Origin of the sequence: Deinococcus phoenicis (assembly GCF_000599865.1) — a bacterium.
Taxonomy (GTDB): Bacteria; Deinococcota; Deinococci; order Deinococcales; family Deinococcaceae; genus Deinococcus; species Deinococcus phoenicis.
Window position 1 is genome coordinate 1 of the sequence record NZ_JHAC01000068.1, and the last position, 4637, is coordinate 4637.

At 65.9% G+C, this 4637-nt stretch carries 5 protein-coding genes; all 5 read left to right on the forward strand.

All coding sequences use genetic code 11. From position 1 onward, the window contains the following. Positions 1-337: hypothetical protein (locus DEIPH_RS16130; protein WP_034360081.1), on the forward strand; the 337-nt coding region annotated here is incomplete at its 5' end. Positions 338-604: 267 nt separating this feature from the next. Further along, positions 605-1009 carry a 30S ribosomal protein S12 gene (gene rpsL, locus DEIPH_RS16135; protein WP_034360087.1) on the forward strand — a complete coding sequence of 135 codons (405 nt, stop codon included), beginning with the start codon at positions 605-607 and terminating at the stop codon, positions 1007-1009. A gap of 127 nt (positions 1010-1136) precedes the next feature. Then, complete coding sequence (rpsG, locus tag DEIPH_RS16140; RefSeq protein ID WP_034360083.1) at positions 1137-1607, forward strand: 30S ribosomal protein S7; 471 nt, start codon at positions 1137-1139, stop codon at positions 1605-1607. A gap of 146 nt (positions 1608-1753) precedes the next feature. Further along, positions 1754-3847, forward strand: a complete 2094-nt coding sequence (gene fusA, locus DEIPH_RS16145) for an elongation factor G (protein ID WP_034360085.1) — start codon at positions 1754-1756, stop codon at positions 3845-3847. 91 nt (positions 3848-3938) lie between these two features. Beyond that, positions 3939-4355: a hypothetical protein gene (locus DEIPH_RS16150; protein ID WP_034360086.1), complete on the forward strand. Its 417-nt coding sequence runs from the start codon at positions 3939-3941 to the stop codon at positions 4353-4355. Positions 4356-4637 lie beyond the last annotated feature (282 nt).

The window sequence follows — 4637 nt, forward strand, 5'->3', positions numbered from 1 at the left end:
GCCCGCCGCCGCCCTCGCCTCCGAGGAACTCCTCGAAGCCCTGCACGTGTGGCTCGATACCCGCCCCGAAACCGAGGAGGCCAACGCCCCGGCGGGCGGCTTCGACGAACACCTCACGCCGCCGCAACGCCGGGGAGCCTACGTCTACGACCACGTGCCCGGAGAACCGGGGGTGTACCGGCTGGTGGCCGCACCGCGCACTCCCGTTCAGCTCGCAGAAGTGCCCGAGCGGTTGCGTCCTTACCTGACGGCGATCACGCTGCCCGTCGCCTTTGGCACGCCGCGAGTCCGGGTCCAGGAGGACGGGGATGCGGAGGCCGTCAGCGGCCCGGCCTGACCGTTGCCCGGCCGTTCTTGCACTGCGCCCCCCGTGCGCGCTATGCTACTTCGGTTGAAAACTGCCCGGTACAGGGTTGCACCGGTTAAGTTTCTCGGCACGCCACTTCCCGCGCTGATGCTGACAGCCGCCGGAGGTGCGTTGATCACCTCGGCTTCACTGCCAACCCGACCCCGCCCCCCTGTCCGTGTTCCCCCGAGTGGGCGGCCCCCCCTTCCGCCATAACCGGCTCAAGCACAAATCTGCCAAGACTAGGAGTGATTGACCCTGCCTACCACCCAACAGCTGCTCCGTAAGGGGCGCACGACGCTCCAGAAGAAGAGCAAGGTTCCGGCCCTCAAGGGCAGCCCCTTCCGCCGCGGCGTCTGCACGGTCGTCAAGACCACTACGCCCAAGAAGCCCAACTCGGCGCTCCGCAAGATCGCCCGTGTGCGCCTCTCCAGCGGCTTCGAAGTGACCGCGTACATCCCCGGTGAAGGACACAACCTCCAGGAACACAGCGTCGTGCTGATTCGCGGCGGCCGTGTGAAGGACCTTCCCGGTGTGCGCTACCACATCGTGCGCGGCACCCTCGACACCCAGGGCGTCAAGGACCGCAACAAGAGCCGTTCCAAGTACGGCACCAAGAAGCCCAAGGCCGGCGCGGCCGCTGCGGGCGCCAAGAAGAAGTAACCCCCGTCCCAGGCGTCGGGGGAAGAACTGGCCCCCGCTGCTCCACGCGGTCAAGGCCACCTCCCGAGAAGGGGTGAGGCCAATGAAGCAGGACCTCTAGTTTCCAACGGATTTTCAAGGAGTCAACATGGCACGTCGCCGCAGAGCAGAAGTGCGCCCCATCCAGCCGGACCTGGTCTACCAGGACGTGCTGGTCAGCGCGATGATCAACCGCATCATGGAAGACGGCAAGAAGAACCTGGCCAGCCGCATCTTCTACGGGGCCTGCCGTCTGGTGCAGGAGCGCACCGGCCAGGAGCCGCTGAAGGTATTCAAGCAGGCCTTCGACAACGTCAAGCCCCGCGTCGAGGTTCGCAGCCGCCGCGTGGGTGGCAGCACCTACCAGGTGCCCGTCGAGGTCAGCGCCCGCCGTCAGCAGAGCCTGACGCTGCGCTGGATGCTGGCGGCCGTGGATGGCCGTCCCGAGCGCACCGCCATCGAGCGCCTCGCGGGCGAGATCATGGACGCCGCGCAGGGCCGTGGCGGGGCCATCAAGAAAAAAGACGACGTGGAGCGCATGGCGGAAGCCAACCGCGCCTACGCCCACTACCGCTGGTAAGACCCGTGACCGGGCCTGCGCAGGCGGGCCAGGGTCGAAGCGAGCATGGACAGCGGCCCCCAGCCTGCTGTCCCGTTTCGCTGCCCAGCAGCAGAGATTGACCTTCCGGTGACGGGACACGTCACCCGGCAGAACCAGGGAGTCTCATGACGACGAAAGCCCAGAGCTACCTTACCCACTTCCGCAATATCGGGATTGCCGCGCACATCGACGCGGGCAAGACCACCACCACCGAGCGCATCCTGTTCTTCACGGGCCGCAACCGCAACATCGGCGAGGTGCACGACGGCGCCGCGACGATGGACTGGATGGAGCAGGAGCGCGAGCGCGGCATCACCATCACCGCCGCCGCCACCACCGCCAAGTGGACCCGCTCGGGCACCGGCGAGGAATACGTCGTCAACATCATCGACACGCCTGGCCACGTGGACTTCACCATCGAGGTGGAGCGGTCCATGCGCGTGCTGGACGGCGCGGTCGCGGTGTTCGACTCCAGCCAGGGCGTCGAGCCGCAGAGTGAAACCGTGTGGCGCCAGGCCGACCGCTACGGCGTGCCCCGCATCGCCTTCTCCAACAAGATGGACAAGACGGGCGCGAGCTTCGAACTCGTGGTGAACGATATCCGCGAGCGCCTGGGCGCGATCCCCGCCCCCATCCAGTACCCGATGGGCCAGGAGAACGAGTTCAAGGGCATCATCGACATCGTGCGCCGCCGCGCCTACACCTACACCAACGACCTGGGCACCGAGATCGAGGAACACGACGTTCCCGCCGAGTTCGAGGGTAAGGTCGCCGAGATGCGCCAGCAGCTGATCGAGGCCGCCGCCGAGGTCGACGAAGACCTGATGATGATGTATCTCGAAGGTGAGGAACCCAGCGTCGAGCAGCTCGTCGCCGCGATCCGCAAAGGCACCATCGAGAAGCGGATCTTCCCGGTCCTGTGCGGCTCGTCTCTGAAGAACAAGGGCGTGCAGCTGCTGCTCGACGCGGTCGTGGACTACCTGCCCAGCCCGTTGGAAGTGCCCGCCATCAAGGGCAAGCTGGAAGACAGCGAGGAAACCGTCGAGTTCCCCGCCGATCCCGAAGGCGAGCTGGCCGCGCTGGCGTTCAAGATCATGGCCGACCCCTACGTGGGCCGCCTGACCTTCGTCCGCATCTACTCGGGCACGCTGACCAGCGGTTCCTACGTCTACAACGCTTCCAAGGACAAGCGTGACCGCGTGGGCCGCCTGCTGAAGATGCACGCCAACAGCCGCGAGGAAGTCACTGAACTCCGGGCCGGCGAACTCGGGGCCGTGATCGGCCTCAAGGACGCGGGCACCGGCAACACCCTGATCGCCGACGGCGCGGACCGCGTGCTGCTCGAAAGCATCGACGTGCCCGAACCCGTCATCAAGCTCGCCATCGAGCCGAAGACCAAGGCCGACCAGGAAAAGATGGGCATCGGCCTCCAGAAGCTCGCCGAAGAAGACCCCACCTTCCGGGTGGAGTCGGATCAGGAGAGCGGCCAGACCACCATCTCGGGCATGGGCGAGCTGCACCTGGAAATCCTGGTGGACCGCCTGAAGCGCGAGTACAAGGTGGAAGCCAACGTGGGCGCGCCCCAGGTGGCCTACCGCGAGACGATCACCAAGCAGGTCGAGGTGGACAGCAAGTTCGCCCGTCAGTCCGGTGGTCGCGGTCAGTACGGCCACGTGAAACTGCGCGTCGAACCCCTGGAACCCGGCGCGGGCTTCGTCTTCGAGAACGCCGTCGTGGGCGGTACCGTGCCCAAGGAGTACATCGGGCCGGCCCAGAAGGGTATCGAGGAAGCCATGCAGAGCGGCCCCATGCTCGGTTTCCCGGTCGTGGACCTCAAGGTCACCATTTACGACGGTAGCTACCACGAAGTGGACAGCAGCGAAATGGCCTTCAAGATCGCCGGCAGCATGGGCCTCAAGGAAGCCGTCCAGAAGGGCAGCCCCGCCATCCTGGAACCCGTCATGCGCGTGGAAGTCACCACCCCTGAGGAGTACATGGGCGACATCATCGGCGACCTGAACAGCCGCCGTGGCCAGATTCAGGGGATGGAAGCGCGCGGCAACGCCCAGATCGTCAAGGCGTTCGTGCCGCTCTCCGAGATGTTCGGATACGCGACCGACATGCGCTCCAAGACGCAGGGCCGCGCCAGCTACTCGATGTTCTTCGACCACTACACGCAGGTGCCCAACAACCTCGCGCAGCAGCTGATGAAGAAGTAAACCCCACGTGTGGGGCAGGGGAGGAGGTCCGGCCGGGCTTCCTCCCCGCTTCTTTTTGTGTCCGGGAGGTGGCCCGCGCTAGCCTGCCCGCATGACCATGCCTTCCCCCGTTCCCCGTCCGCGTCCGCCACGACTCGCGTTCCTGACTGTGCCCCTGCTGGTCGGCCTGTTCTACAACGCCATCTCGCTCCTGACGCTGCCTTTTTCGGGGGATACCCTCAACCGTGTTCTGGAGCAACTGGATGCGGCGACCGGCCAGCCCCCCGTCACCCTGACCCCCGAACAGGTCATGACGGTGCTGTGGGTGTCGTTCTTCCTGACCGCCGCCCTGATCCTGCTGCTGTACTTCACCCGCCGCGCCGTGCTGGAAGGCCGCAGCTGGGGCCGGGTCGCGAGCATCGTGATCGCGGTCCTGAGCCTGCTGCTGTTCCCGGTCGGGACCGTCATGGGCATCGTCATGCTGATCGGCGCCTTCGACCGGGACGTGCAGGCCTATACCCGCCGCTGACCTGGCCCGTGGAGGCCGGGGACTTGAAGACCGGCCGATTTTTTAGTACCCTGACAAGTCGGTGCGCTGGGAGACAGCCCAACGGGAATCCCTGAGGGGCAACACTTCCGCGCAACGTGCCAGCATGGCGGGACACCGCCCTGGCGGGAATCAACCCAATGTGGGAGCGCGCCCCACAAGCCCGATCAAAGGGTTTTTTCGGCGTGCCCTCCCACCGCTTGGAGGAGAACTACGATGGCAAAAGGAACGTTTGAGCGGACGAAGCCCCACGTGAACGTGGGG

Bases quoted from the DNA above. Each gene is read 5' to 3' on its own strand.
- rpsG (WP_034360083.1), top strand. From the start codon at position 1,137: ATGGCACGTCGCCGCAGAGCAGAAGTGCGCCCCATCCAGCCGGACCTG.
- fusA (WP_034360085.1), top strand. From the start codon at position 1,754: ATGACGACGAAAGCCCAGAGCTACCTTACCCACTTCCGCAATATCGGG.
- DEIPH_RS16150 (WP_034360086.1), top strand. From the start codon at position 3,939: ATGACCATGCCTTCCCCCGTTCCCCGTCCGCGTCCGCCACGACTCGCG.